Source organism: Nocardia sp. CY15, from assembly GCF_009829295.1.
Classification (GTDB): Bacteria; Actinomycetota; Actinomycetes; order Mycobacteriales; family Mycobacteriaceae; genus Nocardia; species Nocardia sputi.
In genome coordinates, this window is sequence record NZ_VUOT01000004.1 from 340,905 (window position 1) to 355,905 (window position 15,001).

Genomic DNA, 15,001 nt, shown 5'->3' on the forward strand with positions numbered 1-15,001 from the left:
CGTGGATGAATCGGACAGCTGGAGGCTGAGCAGAGCGGTGTCGACCAGCGTCACAGCACTAACCCTCGGCGGACTGGAAAAACTTCCCGCGCATGCGCGCCGCTGTGTCTTCTGGGAGATGGACCCCGCGGTGGCGGAGGACTCGCGTAACTTCAGCGACCCGGTCTTCGAGAAAGAAGCCTGGCTGTCCACGGTCATGCTGGAGTGGGGTTCGTGCGGACAGGTAGCGAATGTCGACGGCAACGTCGCCGGCTGTGCCCTCTACGCACCCCCGAGCGCGGTACCGCGGGCCACGCTCTTCCCCACCTCCCCCGTAAGCCCGGACGCGGTCCTGCTGACCACGCTGCGGACCGAATCTCCCTATCAGGATGCCGATGTGGCCCATCTCCTGATACAGGCTGTGGTAGCCGATCTGGTGCGCCGCGGTGTGCGCGCACTGGAGGCGTTCGGCATCCGCACCGAACCGTCGTCGCAGGCGCTGTCGGAGCGTTTCGGCTCGATGACTCTGCTGGAGCGAATCGTCGCTCCGATCAAGGGAGCGAGCGCGAGCGCGGCGACCGAATGCTCACCCGAGGGGTGCATGATCGAAGCCGACTTCTTGGAGGATGTCGGCTTCGAGGTGGTGGCCCCGCATCACCGCTTCCCGCGTCTGCGGTTGGAGCTCGACTCCGACCACGGCTGGAAGGAAGACGTCGAACGGGCGCTGGATCAGCTGCTCGCGGCGGCATCGATGACCGCGCCGACCCGCATCGGGGCACGCTGAGACAGACGTAGCAGCGCCCCCTGTCGGATTCGAAAGGACAGGGGGCGCTTCGCGTTACGGAGAGTACGGGGCTACATGGGGTCCCGGTAGTAATCGCGCGGAAAACAACGAAGTTGCCTTGACCAGCGGTGATGGCGGGCTGCCGGTGTCTGGCGCGACGATGTCGGTTGGTGTCGAGTTCGCTACGGCGGGACATCGGCTGGTGTGGAGGGAGTCCCGGTGTTCTGGGGGAGTCCGGAATCCTGAGGCTGGCCCGATCTGCTTGCATCGCGAGCTGGCGAACTGACACCATCAGGCCGTGTCCTTCACCGTGCTGGCCGGTCAGGGCCTCGACGTCGCGCAGCTGGGGGAACACCGCGACGCTCTCCGCGCCCGGCTCGGCCCCTTTGATGTCGTGCCCCGATCCCGTGATCACCCATCCGACGACTACTTCGAGGGCTTGGGCCTGCGGCTGGCGTACAACGCATCGCTGCACCTCGAGCTCATCATGATGGGCCGCCTGGTGGACGCCCGGTTCGAGGGTGTCTACCTGCTCGGCAGAGGCTGGCGCGACGTTGTGACAGACCTGGCCGCACTGGGATTTGTCGCGACCTACATCGACACCCCGATCGAGCAGTCGATCGAGTACCGGGACCAGGGCTTCCGGCTGTTCAGCTACGACCCGGACGACGACGAGGACGAACCCGAAGGACTCGCCGTCTACACGCCTGGACATCTCGACTGAAAGGGCTGCACCGGGAACCGCTGACCGTCCGAAGAGGACAGCGTGCCGGTGCCGAACACCGGCGTCAACGGCACCCGGCGTGGTAGCCGATGATCGCCAGGTTCACCACGCGCACCGTCTCCCTCCCGCATGTACCACTCCGCGCGGTCCACGCCCGGATGTCGTAGGAGATCCCGCCCGCGGCGGCCATCCGCGCGAGGTCGAGGTTGGTGGAGTGGCTGATCAGCACCGCGATCAGGTTTCGGGTGACCAGGTTGTCGCGGACACTGTCGAAGGATCGATAGTCCAGGAACAGCCGATCGGCTTCGTCCGGGAGAAGAGAGGTCAGAAGAGGGTGTCCTGGTGGCCACCAGGTCTGTACGCGGCACGTCGATCGGTTCGGTTTTGAAGCTCATGTTCAGTCGTTTCTGGTCTTGCTCAGCTCGCCGAGCAGCGCCCAGGTTCGCTCCTCGTCGCGTGCCGATCCCAGGGCGGTGAGTGCGAAGATCAGCTCGTCTGCACCGGCATCGGCGTAGCGAGCGACCGCGTCGGCCATGGTCTGCTCATCGCCGATCACGGCCAGTTCCACCGGGTCCGATATTTTCTCCCGCTCCAGCAGCGCCCGATATGCCGGCATCTCGCCGTATCTGTCCATCTGTTGCGCCGCGCGGGCGCGTGCGCCTGCCACATCGGCGGTGACTACGCCACCCACCATGCCGATCACCCGGGGCGTCGGTCGACCGGCTGCCGCAGCGTGTCGGGCCAGTGTGGGGAATGTGAAGTCAGCCAGCGTGTTCGGTCCGGTGAGTAATGGGAGGGCGCCGTCGGCGAGCTCGGCCGCGACCCGCAGGGTCAGCGGCCCGGAGGTGGCCAGCAGTATCGGCACCGGCAGGTGGAGTGTCGGCATCATGCTGCGTGTCGGCGACCTGGCCACCAGTGTCTCGCCGGTGTGGTCGACAGCGCCGGTATGGAGCAGATCGCGCAGAACGGTGAGGTATTCGCGTAGGTAGCGGATGCGAGGGTGGGTGTTGCCGTAGCCGGCGGCGATCTCTGGCAAGGACAAACCGAGGCCGAGTTCGAATCGGCCGTTGCTGGCCGCCTGCGCTGTTTGCGCCTGCATGGCCAGCGCGTTGGGGTGGCGCGGGTGGATGGGCACGATGGCGGTGCCGACCGTGATGTCCGGCAGCTCACGCCCGATCAGCGCGGCGACCGCCAGCGCGTCGTAGTCGAACCGTTGAGTCAGCCAGACCGCGGGTACGCCGAGTTCGGCCAGTTTGCGGGCCTGGTCGAGTAGGTAGTCGACGGGATTCACGCCGGTCGTGAGCTGTTCGTAGTAGTCGGTGGGCAGGGCAACTCCGATTCGCATACCGCGAATGTATACCAAGTTTACTTATCGTCCAGGTTTACATTTGGCTATACTGCTCGGCATGACCCCCGAGCTGGGCCTGCGTGAGCGCAAGAAGCGGCACACCCGCGCGGCCATCTCCGATGCCGCCATCCGGTTGTTCCTGGCCGGCGGGTTCGACGCGGTGTCGGTTGTGGACATCGCAGCTGCCGCGGAGGTGTCCAAGCGCACCCTGTTCAAGTATTTCCCCTCCAAGGAGGACCTGGTCGTGCACCGGTTCGCCGACCACGCCGACGAGGCAGCCCGCGTGGTACGGGACCGGGTGCGCGGCCAGGCACCACTGACCGCGCTGCGCACCGCATTTCGTACCGGTCTGGACGACTACGAACCCAGCACAGGCTTGTGCGACATACCCGAGGTGCTGGCCTGCTACCGCCTGGTGCTGGACACCCCGACATTGACCGCACGACTCGCTCAGTTCCTCACCAGCGGCGAGGTGGCACTCGCCGAGGCGCTCGGCCCGCCGGGAGAGCTGGATGCGCGATTGGCCGCCAGCGCGATCATCGCGGTGCGGCGCAACCTCAGCGAGGCCAACTGGCGCGAACTGGCCGCCGGGCGCAGCGCGGCGCAGCGTCACCCGGTCGCGGTTGCCGAAGCCGAGCGCGCCTTCGACCTGCTCGCCAGTGGCTTCGGCGGTCGGTACTGACCGAGAACTGAGTCACGAATGCCCTTGCTGTTACGAGCGGGTGCACCGCCAGCTCCCCGGCGGACCGGACCGGGCATCATCCCCCGGCGCGCAGCCCGCATGTGGCGCGAATAGCACTGCTCGACGGACGGGGACTGCCCCGGATAACGGGCTGTTATCCGGGGCAAGCCCAAATGTGTTGTTTTTTTGGCGCTTGCTACCCGAACCCCTAAACTTCATCTACTTCGATCCAGCGGGCCCTACCGGGGACCCGCTGGACAGAGTGAAACCGCCAGCAAAAATCCGGAAAGCTGCTCAGATCCAAGGGATTCGCTGGCCACATGACGACTGGTCAGCGGCTGCCGGGCAGACCAAGAACATGCGGCACAAGCTCACGCATCTGCTCTACATCGACTCCATCTCGGGCGGCCCGTCGCGCGGGGGTGGGCGGGCGTTTCGGTCCGCGGGGTTTAGGGTCGAACAACTCCCGACGACAGGCTGCTGATCAGGCAGGGCAGTACCGATTCACTGGTCGGAAGGCAGGGGCCACCGACGACGACGTCGGCTTCCGGCACCGCGGCGGGCGCTTCGAGCGGAATCGGGTCCGCGCCCGCGGCGCCACCACCCATCAGAACGGTAGCACTGAACAACGCACCGAGTATTGAGCCACGTACTGACAACCGAGACTTAAGCATTGAGTTCTCTTCTCCTGAGGCCGAATAGGAACGACCCGGAGCCTACGAAGCGCCTCAGTGACACCGCATGACCCAAAATGTATTGCCAATAGGGGTTCCGGTAGTAGTCGCGCGGAAAACAACGGAGTTGCCTGGACCAGCGGTGATGGTGGGCTGCCGGTGTCTGGTGCGACGATGTCGGTCTGAAGCTGGTCCGAGCCGCAAAGCAGGTCTACCCGCGTGATTTCCCGAGGTTTCGGTAGATGGTGGGGCGGTGACGCCGAATTCGGCGGCGATCTGGTCGACGGTGTAGCGGCGCTTGCCGCGCTCATCGAGTTCGTCGTACATCGCCCGGGCCAGCTGTACCTGCCGGGGGCCGAGCTTCGGCTTCTGGCCGCCGGTGCGTCCACGGGCGCGCGCGGCGGCCAAGCCGTCGCGGGTGCGTTCGGACATCAGGGCGTGCTCGAATTCGGCGATGGCGCCGAGGATCTGGAAGAACATCCGCCCCAGAGCGGTGGAGGTGTCGATGCCCTGGTCCAGAACCACCAGATCTACGCCCCGCTCCTGCAAGGCTTTCGACAGCTCGATCAGGTGCTCGAGAGAGCGGCCGAGCCGGTCGAGTTTGGTGACCACCAGCTGATCGCCTTCCCGGTTGGCCACCAGCAGCGCCTTGTCGAGTTCGGGACGGGAGGCGAGCTTGCCGGAGGCCTTGTCGAGGAAGATCTGCTCGCACCCGGCCGCGGTAAGCGCGTCGTGCTGGGCCTCGGGATGCTGATCGCGGGTGGAGACCCGCCCGTAGCCGATTCGCATGCACGGAATGTATCGGTAACCCCCGACAGATTGACATTGCCGCGTACACGGCAACCTTTACAGAACCGGACTGCGCAAAGGCGTTGCCGCCGACAGTGTCTCGTGAACGATCATTTGTGAGACATATTCCTGCCAGCTGGTGGCTGCATCGGTGAATCACGAAATCTGACGTCACTGTTCAGCTTGACACCGGACTGTGACCAGTTCGGACCAGCGCAGCATGAGCGTGCTTTCGTGAACCGAGCGCGAGCATAGGGCGGTGGTTTCGGATTGACTGTTCTGATGAGTGACGAGCACGGATACTGGACTCCGGCACATCATGCGATCGAGCACTTCGATGTGGCGAGGCTGGCTCGCCTACTGGCCGAGGGCAGTGATCCCGACGAAGTCTTTGTTGACATGACGCTGCTGACGCACGCCATCGATGCCGAGGGCGATGGCGCCGCCCAGAACGGTGAACCGTTGAGCGTTCACCTGACCGCGGTACTGCTGGCCTTCGGCGCTGATCCCACCCTGCCCGACCCTGCCGGGCGTACTCCGATGGACATGGCGGCTGTCTACCGCCACGATCTCGCGATCAAGCTGCTCCAAAGCCACATCAATCGCCAACTCGGAGCATGAACACCGATTCACTGGGTGACCGAGCCCGCTGATGGCGTGCGTTCGCCGGACACGCCCAAGCCGCCGGACGCCCGTCGACGGCGTCAGATTTCAGATCTCACCAATAACCGCCGTCAGGATGCACCGGCGCGGCCACAGCTGGCCAAGGCGCTATGTAGGCATGGCTCGGGCCGCTGCTGTGGTCACTGACTATTTCGGCGGTGACAGCCGCCAGATTCACCGTAAGGGTGCTCTTCCCCACGCCGCCTTCTGATTGAGCAGCACATACACAAACGCCATTCCTAGCTCTCTCCCGTGTGCTTCGCAGGCCGCTGCGTGGGCGGCGCGGACGATGCGGTTCATTTCACGGCCTCGATCCGGACCAGAGCGCTTGCCATGTACCCGCTCGTCGCGGCGAGTGAGTTTCGGGCCGTGCCACCGGGCGATGCGCGAGCTGACCTCGATCCTGGGCCCGGGAGCCGAACGCCGACCCTGACCAGCAGATACGCCATATATGTTGGTTTTTCGGCGGTTACTACCGGAACCCCTCATCGAGGGAAGACTGCAGCGGCGATACCGCCATCGACAAGTCGGCAGAAGCGGACAACCAGACACGCCTACCCGTGCGACACTGGATGTGATCTTCACCGGTAGATGGCCGGGAATCTTCAGTGGTAGTTGGCCGCATCGTCAATCTTCACCGCTCGTTTGACATCGACGGCGCCGTACCGGCTAACTTCACCAGCAGTCGACAAAGTTCCTGACCCGGCTTCTCTCACCCTGCCAGTTCTGACTTGGCCCGGGGCCATCCCGCGCGTTCTCAGCGCCGAATCTCCCCCTGAAGGGTTCTCGCCTCGGCCGGGATCCGGAGACTGGTGATCGCCGAAATCGAGCTGCCGACGCGGATCAGACGAGTTCGCATGCGGTGGGCGCCATGGTCAGTGTGCTCTCATTGCTGGTGAGCCAGGCATGATGAGTCGCTGTAAAGCTGGGTACGGCCTGTTGAGTGAGATTCGGCCAGTCCCGATCGGAGGTGAAGTTTGTGGGTGAAATGATGCGAATCGTCGATTTGGAAGCTGGCTTCGGTCGCTACTTGCACGGCCGGGAGATCACTGTTGCCGACTTGGATGCCGTGGCGGCGATCGAGGCGATGACCAGTTTCTATGCTGATAACCGCCTCCAGGATGCAGCCCCTGCCGACATCGCTGGAAGCGATGGTGACATGCTCCTTTTTCAGTGGGGCATCTACGACAGCCTCTACGGTGCCGGTGTGTTCACCTATGGCATCACCCGGCAGGCGATCGGACCTGACGAGGACGACGGGATCTGGCAGTTGTCACTGACGCTGCGGTTTCCTGCAACAGCAGGGTCGGTCATTCCGGAATTGGGCAGGACGATCCCGGACAGGTCGGGAGCTTCGTGCTTTTGTCGCGCACCATCCCGCAACCGCCTACGTCGCAGGCCGGCGTCCCAGCCTGGTCGAGCTGACGTTCGACGATGTCCGCTAGCAAGCTGTGCCGATGCTCGAGCGCGTGTGCCGAGGAAAGCCGAGGTCTGTTCTTGAGTATCCAGTCGAGAGAACTCCGGAGCAGAGCTTGATCCTCAACGTGCGTATCGGCGCCACGTACTACTACGCGCAGACGTGGCCGCAGATGTCGGAACTTGTCATGATGGTTACACGGCCCCAGCGGATCTCGCCTCCAGGGATCGACGGCGAGCACGGTAACGCGGAGTTCATGTTCGCCGACGGGCGTCATACTGCCCGGACTCGTGACTGGTGGCCGGATAACTTCCTGCACGTCGGAGTCAACTGCGCTACCGGCTACGGTGGGCTTATCTGGTACGTGTCTCCGGACCGGGCTGGCAAGTCCGGTGACGAGACGTCTCAATGGTGCTGGGTATCGGACAATCCCACACCTCCCGACTTCGATCCGCGAGTTCTCTCCGATCCAGGTTGTCCACTGTTCTTTGACCGGCGAAGTGCGCTTCCTGTTACCCGAGTTCGTCAAGCCTTGGAAGAGTTCTGTCGGATGGGTACGGGTGATCGACCCGAGTGTGTCCGGTGGGTCCGCGGCGAGATAAACGGAGAACGCCTCGAAGCGAATCGGCAATAGCCGTCGTCTGCACCTCGGAGAAGGAGCGCGAGTACACGCGGCCTACCGATGTCGGGCATCGCGCGTGACAGGGTGCGTGCGGTGCAACGGGCCGCAGCGGCTCACTCGGCCGCCGACAGATTCGGTGGACGTTCGGAAAACGACCAGGTCGGCGCAAATGGCGCGGCACAGGAACTGGTCGCGGTAGAACACCCGGATCTCGGCCAGGTCACGCGGGTCGTAGCGCGCGGTGACCTGCTCACCGGTGTAGTCGGCGAGCACTGGATCCAGATAGCGCAGCGACTGGTGGTGGATGCCGTCCGGGTGCACCGTCCGCGGGGTGGCGACGGTCAGTAGCAGCAGGTCCAGCTGCCGAAGGGTCTCGGGCAGCCGGGGGAGGAATCCTTCTTTCTCCCAACTGGTCTGGGGTGGCTGACCGATTTCGCTGTGCCGGGTCAGATTGTAGGTGCGGATGTTCCTGGTCACCAAAGAACATCGCCGGTTCACCGAGTTCGCCGACGCCTGCCGTCGAGACCGCTATTTCGGACTGTGCTACGGGCCACCTGGCGGCGGGAAGACCCTTTCCGCCCGCCGGTACGCGACCTGGGACTTCATCGAGCCGCGGCTGTGGAACTGGCACGTCAACTACGCCCAAGGCAGCGATCGCGACAACTGGCACAGCCTGTTCTACGCCCCGGTGGTCGGCGCTACCGCCTGCAACATAGACACCGATCTGCGCAACATGGCCCAGCGCTTGGCGCTGCTGCGCAGCATCGGATGGGATGACTCTCGCGCCCACAACCTCCCCCACGGCAGCGACGGCTTCACCGAGTTGCTGATCGTGGACGAGGCTGATCGACTGAAAATGCCTGCGCTGGAACAACTCCGCGACCACTACGGCCGCAGCAGCCTCGGACTGATCTTGATCGGCATGCCCGGCATCGAGAAGCGGCTGACCGGCTACCCGCAGCTGTACAGCCGCGTCGGATTCGTCCACCACTACCAGCCACTATCGGCCGAAGAACAAGCATTCGTCCTGGCCAAACACTGGCCACACCTCGCCCTCGGCGACACCGACGACTTCACCACGGCCGAAGCCGTCGCCGCAATCACCCGCATCACCAGCGGCAACTTCCGGCTCACCAGCCGCCTCGTCGCCCAGATCGAACGCATCCTTGACATCAACTCCGTGACCGGGTGAGACGGGAACTCGCGCGAGTCGCCAGCGCCGGCGAGCTCACCACCGATCACGTCCGGCGCCTGGCCGTTGAATGCTCGGTGAGCGAGCGGACCTTCTGGCGATGGCTTGCCCGCAGCCGTAGTCCATACCCGCTGAGGGAGCGGGCCCGGTTCCGATTCGACGAAGATCTGCGAGACCGAGTGCACCACCTCGCCGGCAACGCTTCCGCGGTCCACCGTGAACTCCTCGCCGCTCACCAGGTCGGCGGGCCCGCACCTCCCAGCCTCAAATCCGTCCAGCGAGCCGTGCACCTCGACACGACAATCCGCCCCGAACGCCCTCGGAAGCGCCGTCCGCCCCCGCTGTCCCGAACCAAAGTGCGATGGCGCTGCACTTCCTCGACCAGCCGGGAACCACCGTCTCCGGAGTCACCGAAGTCTTCGGCATCAACCGCCGGACGCTCGCCCACTACCGCGACCTCGCACGACAGGCCAACCATCGCTGAAGATTTCAGGCCGTCAATCTCAGAAGGTCACACGCTGGAGTCCGCGACGTCGCTTTCCGCCGACATTACCGATCACAGACCCTGTGAACCGATGTCGAAAGTTCACCGATGATCGACGTCGGAATTCACCAGCGTAGCCAGGGGGCGCAACCACGCGAGCCATGCTCCACTGACCGACCACTCACCGCGACCAGGACACCGTCCTCCACACAAAGCCCTGCGCAGAACAGGCCACAACGATCAGAACCCAGGGGAACATAGGTTCGATAATGACACGTACCGGTCGGTCTGGCGAGATAGGCTCACCGGCATGGTTCAGGTCGGTGACAGAGTGCTCTTGGTCGCGAACGGCGTGTCGGTGTTCCAGGTCCTGGAGCTCGAAGACGACACCCACGCGATCGTCGAGTCCGTCCTGGACGCGCCTGGCCGCTACCCGTTCAGCGTCCGCATCGACTCGCTGGTGCCCGCACCGCAGGCGTAGCGCCCGGTTCGGTCCCCGCGTTCTACATCGCGATGTCGCCGAACAGATCGAGCTGCTCACTGTCGGTGAGCGCGAGGCGGTGACGCGGTCGCGTCGCGGTTCCGCCGAGCAGCGCGCGGACGCGGTCGCGGTCGGGTGCTTGCTGCCCGAGCCGCGCGGCGACGACTGCGGGCGGTAGGCCTTCGCGCAGCATGCGTTGTTCGGCGGTGGTGCGCAGCGTGCCGGGGGAGATGTCGAGGCCGGCGTCGGCGCCGACGGCGCGGATGGCGTCGTCGACGGTGCGCACTGCCAGCCGCCGGTGCGGGGCCTGCTCGGTGAGGAACAGCGCGATCTGTTCGGGGTGGCCGCGTAGCAGGCGTCGGCGTTCGGCCAGCCAGGCGACCAGCGCGGCGCGGGTACCCGGCTGCAGCGGCACGGTCCGCGTACCGCCGCTGGAGTCGGTGATTGCCAGTGCCCCGGGCCAGTCGGCCAGATCAAGGCCGGTCAACGCGAGCGCGGCGATCTCGGACTTCCGCGGCCCGGCATCCAGGCCCAAGACGATCATCGCGAACGCGCGCGGCCCGCGCGCCGCCGCCGCGCGCAGCAAGGCGCGCTGCTCGGCGGGGCCGAGGGTGCGGGGGTTGATCGGCTCCACCACCACCCGCGGTGTGGCTGGGGCGCCCAGGCCGAGCCATTGGTAGAAGACGGTGAGCGCGGTGAGGGTGAGATTGACGGTGCGCGCGACGACGCCGCGTTCTTCGACCGCCGCGGTCAGGTAGGCGTCGACGGCGCGGTCGCGGCCGGTGTGAGAGTGCAGGGCGTCGTCGTGGCCGCGGTTGTCGGCCAGCCAGGCCAGGAAGTGCCCGACCCGTTCGAGGTAGGTCTCCCGCGAACGGGTGGCGAGGTCGTCGCGGTCGGCCAGGGCGGCGGTGAATCCGGCCAGCATCGGGTCGGCGGCGATCTCGATCGAGAACAATCCCGGCATGTCGTGGCTGTTGTCGTTCACCGCCGTCCTCCATGCCGAAACTCGTTGTAGAGCAGCATCGCAGCAGGCACCGACACTGATGATGGAAAAGATCTTGATCGTCGTGTCTCTGGCACCGACTGTCGCCCTGCTGGGTTGACCATCACTTGGTCTGACCGGCGGTCAGGGTCCCGCGCGCCGGCCGGGCGGACATGACTTAATAAGAGCCTGGTCAAGCCTCATCAATGTCCTGTCTGCTCGCCCGACCGGCGTCGACCCACCGAAGTCGATACGGGAAGGCGGTAACAAGCATGGCAGTGACCGGTCCGGTCGCCAACCTCGTGGCGGGAGTCGATACTCACGCCGACACCATTCATGTCGCGGTCGTTGACGGTGTCGGGCGTGAGCTCGGCGATGAGGAATTTCCCACCACCACAACCGGTTACCGGGCCGCGCTGGAATTTCTGGCCTCGTTCGGCACGGTGGAAGTGGCCGGGATCGAAGGCACCAGTTCCTACGGGGCCGGGATCACCCGCGCGGTCCTCGCCGCGGGGATCGAGGTCCGCGAAGTCATCCGACCGGAGCGGTCGGTGCGGCGTATGCGCGGCAAGTCCGATCCGATCGACGCCTATCAAGCCGCACGCGCGGTGGTGTCCGGGCGCGCGAGCGCGACACCGAAAACCGAGCACGTCGAGGCGCTGCGCGCGTTGAACAACGCCCGCCGCTCAGCGGTGAAAGCCACCGCACGCGCGGTGGTGTCCGGGCGCGCGAGCGCGACACCGAAAACCGAGCACGTCGAGGCGCTGCGCGCGTTGAACAACGCCCGCCGCTCAGCGGTGAAAGCCACCACCGCGGCGATGAACCAGATCCATCACATGCTCGTCACCGCCCCGGTGAATATCCGAGAGAAATACCGCAAGCTGACCGACAAAGCGCTGATCACCGCGCTGGCATCCTGTCGGCCCGACAAGACCGATCCGATCGCACGTGCGGTGCTCAGCGCGTTGAAAACCCTGGCGCGGCGTCACCGGTTCCTCACCACTGAGGCTCAGAACCTGCAAGAACAGATTCGTGACCTGGTCAAAACCGCCAATCCGCATCTTCTCTCGCTACACGGGGTCGGCCCCAACAGCGCTGCGCAACTACTGATCACCGCTGGCGCCAACCCCGACCGGCTACGCAGCGAAGCTTCCTTCGCCGCCTTGTGCGGCACCGCACCGGTCCCAGCGTCCTCGGGCAAAACCACCCGCTACCGGCTCTCCCGCGGCGGCGACAGACAGGCCAACCGCGCCCTGCACACCATCGCGCTGGTCCGGATGTCCTCCCATGCCCGCACCCGCGAATTCGTCCGCACCCAACGCGCCAAAGGCCGCAACGACGCCGAGATCCGGCGCATCCTCAAACGCGCGATCGCGCGCGAGATCTTCAAATCCCTCACCCGCGGCCTGGCCGCCCCCGACCTCGACGACCTCCGGCCCGCACGCCAAGCCAAGAACATCACCCTCACCGCCGCCGCAGCCGCGATGGACACCTACATCAGCAAGCTCGCCCGCACCGAACTCGGCACCTACCCCGACTACGAACTCGCCCAACGCTACCGAACATGGCTCACCGCAGCTTGACACAAATAGGAGCATCAACCTCGACCCGGGGAGATTAGCGGCGGGTTGGGCAGCCGGGATCGCCGCTAATCGGCTTGGGATGTGCGACCCCCCGGGAAGTTGCCGCCGGGGGGCTGGGGGCCGAGGAACATCGCGACGGAATCCGGCGGCAGTGCGACCTCGACTGACGTTGCTGATGCCTACCACAGAGTGAGAGCGGCTACCGCGCATAGTCTCCGAAGTCCGCTTTGGACTGCCGCAATACACGGGCGAGCAGAGACCGACATGAGGTTGTTGGTCAAAATCGATCAAAATTATTGTTGCTCAACGGAACTCGTGATCGAATGTAATTGCCGATCCGGTCCTCACATCCTGGGTGCGGCAAACCGCAGATCAGAAGCGACCCCGGCCCCAGCCATGAGGGAGGGAGCCGGGGTCGTTTCGGGTGGGAATGGGCGCCGCGCTGAAGCAGGGGGACCGGGATCCCTCAATTCCGGTCGGGCTGTCGGGTGACTCCGAGAGCATGTGGTGTGATTGCCTGCCATCGGTATAGGAGGTCTATCTGTGGTACTTCAGAGAAGGACAGGGCGACTTGGATTCCGCAGGTACGCAGGTGCTCTCGGCGCAGCAGTCGTGATGATCGCTGTGCCCGGCTGCGGGCACGACACGCCGAACCCCGCTGAAGCGAGCGACAAGCAAACCTATTTCTTCCGGTCGGCCGACGCCATACCGTGGACTCGGTCCCCGACTATCGGCGGTCTTGCTCTCACTACGGGCGAGGACAACGCCGAAGTCAGCGCAGACATCGTCACCGTGACCGGTTCTCATGGACGAGTCCGCAGCAGCGTCAATACACGGCTCTACTTCGTTCTGCACGGTCCGGTGAACTTCGAGGTCGACGGTCAGAAATTCGTCGCGCAGACCGACGATGTAATCCTCATACCACGAGGAAAACCGTATGACTACACAGCTGAGAACGCTCGACTATTGCTCGTCGACGTGCCCGCGTTGGACCTGAACTCGGATGCACCAGCATAGCTGAGCAGCTGTCGCTGGGAGATCCGAAAGGCGTCGAAGCTCAGACGCTGACGAGGGTCTAACTCTGCGGCAGGGCAGCTCCTTCACCTCATACGGCAGCCGAAAAGCGACGGGATGTCCATCGAAGTGCGTGTTTGGGGTACAGGCCAACACCGCACCTGGAGCCGACGTGGTGAGCGTCAGGTTGAGGTGCCGTTCGCGTCAGTCTGACGCTGCCGGCTGGGCTCCTAACCTTCTGATCCGTAGTTCCTGAGTGAGCTCAGGCAGGTGTGCCCGGTACCGAAGGTGAGTGTGCCGAGGTTGTCACGCTGCCTGCTGCTGCTTCGTCGGCACGGGCATTAAGGAACTAGTCGCGACATTGTCACCGCAGCTGTGATTGTTGCAGGTCAGATGCCCGAAGAAGATGCCCTCGATATCGTCGGGCCCGCCCCACTCCTGCCAGGTCGACGTAGCGCGATTGCCGATCGCCGTGATCGCGTCCTTTTTTGCGCTCAGCGTCCCCGTGCCGCATACGGGACACTCAAGCACCGGCCAGCGTTCTGGTTCGAACCACTGCGCGAGCTTTCGGACCTGAACTTTCATCTGTCTCCTATGGCCGTATACCAACATCCCGGACCGGCTTCGCCTGGGGGTCTCAACAGCCAATCGCACAACGGCGCACGCGGCATTACGGCATACCGTTTCGGTGTCGATGAAGGTGATTGACTGTGCCGCCATACGATCCGCGTTAGTCGACCGCGGCGGTCAGGTAGGTGTCTGTCGACAGCACGGTCGCGGCCGGGACAGGAGCGCAGGGCGTCGCGCGTCCGCGATTGGCGGCCAGCCAGCCCATGTAGTGCCAACCCCTTCGGGATAGCGCCACTAGGTGGCTGGCGGGTACATCTTCGACCATTCGATCACCGTGGGCTCCAGCCGTGCCGGATACCGTCTTTCCCGGGTTGGCGTGCCCGAACGGTCCTGCGCCTGAGCCTCGTATAGGGCAATGCCGCACTCGGTCAGGTTCACCGCGGTGGCGAAGCTGTCGGCGAGGAGCGCGAACAAATCGCCGTGGTAGAGATAGTCGTTGACCCACTTGTAGCCGTGCATCACGGCGGACATCAGGGCGTATACCCGCTTGGTGCCAAACGCCATGCCGTTCTGGCGGATCTCGCCGGTGTCGTGAGGGGGCACATGCTCTTCAATCCACTTAGCGGCGAGTTCGGCGGTCTTGCCGAATGGCCGCACCTTCTCAAAGTCGGGATTCTGCTTGCATTGCTGTTCGAGCTGCTCGAAGCGGTTGAGCAGATCCCTGCTGCCGCGGATGAACTCGTTCTTCTGATCCTGCGGCGCAGAGATGATTCCCTCTCGCAGTGCTGCTACCTCGTTTGAGTTGTGGTTCGTTTGCTCCTTCATCTCGGCCAGCACAATCGCGGTGCACCTGTTGGCCTGTCCCCGGTGAATGAGACCGCCTGGAACTAGAGTTCCGTTGGCCCTGGTGAGGGGCTGGAAGGGACACTGAGAACCATGGCTGGACGTAAGCGGCATTCCGCCGAAGAGATCGTGCGGAAGCTGCGCCGTGCCGACGAGTTGGCCGCCGCGGG

Annotated in this window: 17 protein-coding genes and 2 pseudogenes; 11 read left to right on the forward strand and 8 right to left on the reverse strand. The window is 64.6% G+C overall.

Features of this window, described 5'->3' with window-relative positions; genetic code table 11:
* The first annotated feature begins 37 nt into the window (after positions 1-37).
* Together GVY39_RS09320 and GVY39_RS09325 are read left to right on the forward strand one after the other, a co-directional pair.
* Complete coding sequence (locus GVY39_RS09320; protein ID WP_159922518.1) at positions 38-763, forward strand: GNAT family N-acetyltransferase; 726 nt, start codon at positions 38-40, stop codon at positions 761-763.
* A 298-nt stretch (positions 764-1,061) separates the two neighbouring features.
* On the forward strand, positions 1,062-1,487 hold the full coding sequence (locus tag GVY39_RS09325; protein WP_159922168.1) for a hypothetical protein: 426 nt from the start codon (positions 1,062-1,064) through the stop codon (positions 1,485-1,487).
* Positions 1,488-1,492: 5 nt separating this feature from the next.
* On the opposite strand, the pseudogene GVY39_RS09330 reads toward GVY39_RS09325, so the two are convergent.
* Positions 1,493-1,734: pseudogene (locus tag GVY39_RS09330) on the reverse strand (Tn3 family transposase); the annotation flags it as partial.
* A gap of 150 nt (positions 1,735-1,884) precedes the next feature.
* Positions 1,885-2,832, reverse strand: coding sequence for a TIGR03564 family F420-dependent LLM class oxidoreductase (locus GVY39_RS09335; RefSeq protein ID WP_159922167.1), 948 nt, complete (start codon positions 2,830-2,832; stop codon positions 1,885-1,887).
* 61 nt (positions 2,833-2,893) lie between these two features.
* Here GVY39_RS09335 and GVY39_RS09340 point away from each other — a divergent pair, with 61 nt between their 5' ends.
* Positions 2,894-3,517: a TetR/AcrR family transcriptional regulator gene (locus tag GVY39_RS09340; RefSeq protein WP_159922166.1), complete on the forward strand. Its 624-nt coding sequence runs from the start codon at positions 2,894-2,896 to the stop codon at positions 3,515-3,517.
* A 449-nt stretch (positions 3,518-3,966) separates the two neighbouring features.
* On the opposite strand, the gene GVY39_RS09345 is transcribed toward GVY39_RS09340, so the two are convergent.
* Both GVY39_RS09345 and GVY39_RS09350 read right to left on the reverse strand, forming a co-directional pair.
* Positions 3,967-4,146 carry a hypothetical protein gene (locus GVY39_RS09345; RefSeq protein WP_159922165.1) on the reverse strand — a complete coding sequence of 60 codons (180 nt, stop codon included), beginning with the start codon at positions 4,144-4,146 and terminating at the stop codon, positions 3,967-3,969.
* Positions 4,147-4,245: 99 nt separating this feature from the next.
* Positions 4,246-4,980, reverse strand: coding sequence for a recombinase family protein (locus GVY39_RS09350; RefSeq protein ID WP_236565341.1), 735 nt, complete (start codon positions 4,978-4,980; stop codon positions 4,246-4,248).
* Positions 4,981-5,262: 282 nt separating this feature from the next.
* On the opposite strand from GVY39_RS09350, the gene GVY39_RS09355 reads away from it, so the two are divergent.
* The 3 genes from GVY39_RS09355 to GVY39_RS35230 all read left to right on the forward strand — a co-directional run bounded on the left by GVY39_RS09355 (position 5,263) and on the right by GVY39_RS35230 (position 7,694).
* Positions 5,263-5,601, forward strand: a complete 339-nt coding sequence (locus GVY39_RS09355) for an ankyrin repeat domain-containing protein (RefSeq protein WP_159922164.1) — start codon at positions 5,263-5,265, stop codon at positions 5,599-5,601.
* Positions 5,602-6,622: 1,021 nt separating this feature from the next.
* Entirely contained in the window at positions 6,623-7,144 is a 522-nt protein-coding gene (locus tag GVY39_RS09360) for a hypothetical protein (protein WP_159922163.1), read from the forward strand.
* A 172-nt stretch (positions 7,145-7,316) separates the two neighbouring features.
* The gene (locus tag GVY39_RS35230; protein ID WP_370523782.1) at positions 7,317-7,694 is read left to right on the forward strand and encodes an Imm1 family immunity protein; all 378 of its coding nucleotides are present in this window, start codon (positions 7,317-7,319) and stop codon (positions 7,692-7,694) included.
* Between the two features lie 42 nt (positions 7,695-7,736).
* On the opposite strand, the gene GVY39_RS09370 is transcribed toward GVY39_RS35230, so the two are convergent.
* Entirely contained in the window at positions 7,737-8,159 is a 423-nt protein-coding gene (locus GVY39_RS09370) for a Mu transposase C-terminal domain-containing protein (protein WP_159922161.1), read from the reverse strand.
* Here GVY39_RS09370 and GVY39_RS09375 point away from each other — a divergent pair.
* From GVY39_RS09375 to GVY39_RS33855, 3 genes are all read left to right on the forward strand, one after another.
* The gene (locus GVY39_RS09375) at positions 8,146-8,874 is read left to right on the forward strand and encodes an AAA family ATPase (RefSeq protein WP_159922160.1); all 729 of its coding nucleotides are present in this window, start codon (positions 8,146-8,148) and stop codon (positions 8,872-8,874) included. The genes GVY39_RS09370 and GVY39_RS09375 overlap by 14 nt on opposite strands.
* A gap of 361 nt (positions 8,875-9,235) precedes the next feature.
* Complete coding sequence (locus tag GVY39_RS34960) at positions 9,236-9,358, forward strand: hypothetical protein (RefSeq protein ID WP_255466136.1); 123 nt, start codon at positions 9,236-9,238, stop codon at positions 9,356-9,358.
* A gap of 310 nt (positions 9,359-9,668) precedes the next feature.
* Complete coding sequence (locus GVY39_RS33855) at positions 9,669-9,839, forward strand: hypothetical protein (protein ID WP_195072436.1); 171 nt, start codon at positions 9,669-9,671, stop codon at positions 9,837-9,839.
* Positions 9,840-9,861: 22 nt separating this feature from the next.
* On the opposite strand, the gene GVY39_RS09380 is transcribed toward GVY39_RS33855, so the two are convergent.
* Positions 9,862-10,824, reverse strand: coding sequence for a site-specific integrase (locus tag GVY39_RS09380; protein WP_159922159.1), 963 nt, complete (start codon positions 10,822-10,824; stop codon positions 9,862-9,864).
* Positions 10,825-11,093: 269 nt separating this feature from the next.
* On the opposite strand from GVY39_RS09380, the gene GVY39_RS09385 reads away from it, so the two are divergent.
* Complete coding sequence (locus tag GVY39_RS09385) at positions 11,094-12,404, forward strand: transposase (RefSeq protein ID WP_159922158.1); 1,311 nt, start codon at positions 11,094-11,096, stop codon at positions 12,402-12,404.
* Positions 12,405-13,019: 615 nt separating this feature from the next.
* Positions 13,020-13,421 (forward strand): AraC family ligand binding domain-containing protein, encoded by a 402-nt coding sequence (locus GVY39_RS09390; protein WP_159922157.1) that lies wholly within the window; start codon positions 13,020-13,022, stop codon positions 13,419-13,421.
* A 303-nt stretch (positions 13,422-13,724) separates the two neighbouring features.
* Here the strand turns inward: GVY39_RS09390 and GVY39_RS09395 are convergent, their stop codons facing one another.
* Both GVY39_RS09395 and GVY39_RS09400 read right to left on the reverse strand, forming a co-directional pair.
* Positions 13,725-14,003 carry a hypothetical protein gene (locus GVY39_RS09395; RefSeq protein WP_159922156.1) on the reverse strand — a complete coding sequence of 93 codons (279 nt, stop codon included), beginning with the start codon at positions 14,001-14,003 and terminating at the stop codon, positions 13,725-13,727.
* Between the two features lie 279 nt (positions 14,004-14,282).
* Positions 14,283-15,001 (reverse strand): annotated as a pseudogene (locus tag GVY39_RS09400) (hypothetical protein); the annotation flags it as partial.

Excerpts from the sequence above, each read along its gene's own strand:
- GVY39_RS09335 (WP_159922167.1), bottom strand. The coding sequence starts at position 2,832 with ATGCGAATCGGAGTTGCCCTGCCCACCGACTACTACGAACAGCTCACG.
- GVY39_RS09340 (WP_159922166.1), top strand. The coding sequence starts at position 2,894 with ATGACCCCCGAGCTGGGCCTGCGTGAGCGCAAGAAGCGGCACACCCGC.
- GVY39_RS09350 (WP_236565341.1), bottom strand. The coding sequence starts at position 4,980 with ATGCGAATCGGCTACGGGCGGGTCTCCACCCGCGATCAGCATCCCGAG.
- GVY39_RS09355 (WP_159922164.1), top strand. The coding sequence starts at position 5,263 with ATGAGTGACGAGCACGGATACTGGACTCCGGCACATCATGCGATCGAG.
- GVY39_RS35230 (WP_370523782.1), top strand. The coding sequence starts at position 7,317 with ATGTTCGCCGACGGGCGTCATACTGCCCGGACTCGTGACTGGTGGCCG.
- GVY39_RS09375 (WP_159922160.1), top strand. The coding sequence starts at position 8,146 with ATGTTCCTGGTCACCAAAGAACATCGCCGGTTCACCGAGTTCGCCGAC.
- GVY39_RS34960 (WP_255466136.1), top strand. The coding sequence starts at position 9,236 with ATGGCGCTGCACTTCCTCGACCAGCCGGGAACCACCGTCTCCGGAGTC.
- GVY39_RS33855 (WP_195072436.1), top strand. The coding sequence starts at position 9,669 with ATGGTTCAGGTCGGTGACAGAGTGCTCTTGGTCGCGAACGGCGTGTCG.
- GVY39_RS09385 (WP_159922158.1), top strand. The coding sequence starts at position 11,094 with ATGGCAGTGACCGGTCCGGTCGCCAACCTCGTGGCGGGAGTCGATACT.
- GVY39_RS09390 (WP_159922157.1), top strand. The coding sequence starts at position 13,020 with ATGATCGCTGTGCCCGGCTGCGGGCACGACACGCCGAACCCCGCTGAA.
- GVY39_RS09395 (WP_159922156.1), bottom strand. The coding sequence starts at position 14,003 with ATGAAAGTTCAGGTCCGAAAGCTCGCGCAGTGGTTCGAACCAGAACGC.